This is a genomic window from Paraburkholderia sp. SIMBA_054 (assembly GCF_046534875.1).
In the GTDB taxonomy this organism is placed as follows: Bacteria; Pseudomonadota; Gammaproteobacteria; order Burkholderiales; family Burkholderiaceae; genus Paraburkholderia; species Paraburkholderia hospita.
Map to the genome: position 1 here is coordinate 1 of NZ_JAWRXV010001261.1, position 252 is coordinate 252.

Annotated in this window: 1 pseudogene; it reads left to right on the top strand. The window is 69.8% G+C overall.

Annotation, left to right across the window (positions count from 1 at the left end):
• A pseudogene (locus SB822_RS59145) lies at positions 1-252 on the top strand (flagellum-specific ATP synthase FliI); the annotation flags it as partial.

Genomic DNA, 252 nt, shown 5'->3' on the forward strand with positions numbered 1-252 from the left:
GCGCGCGTGTCTATCCGCTGGAGAGCGCGCCGATTGCCGATCCGATGGCGGGCGCGAAGCGTCTGCCGGTCGGCTGGGAATTGCTCGGCCGCGTGCTCGATGCGTCCGGCCGTCCGCTCGACGGACTCGGCCCGCTCGGCGCGCACGCCGATGCGCCGCTGTCCGCGCCGGTGATCAATCCGTTGAATCGTGAGCCGATCCATAAAGTGCTCGACGTCGGCGTGCGCGCGATCAATGCGCTGCTGACCGTCG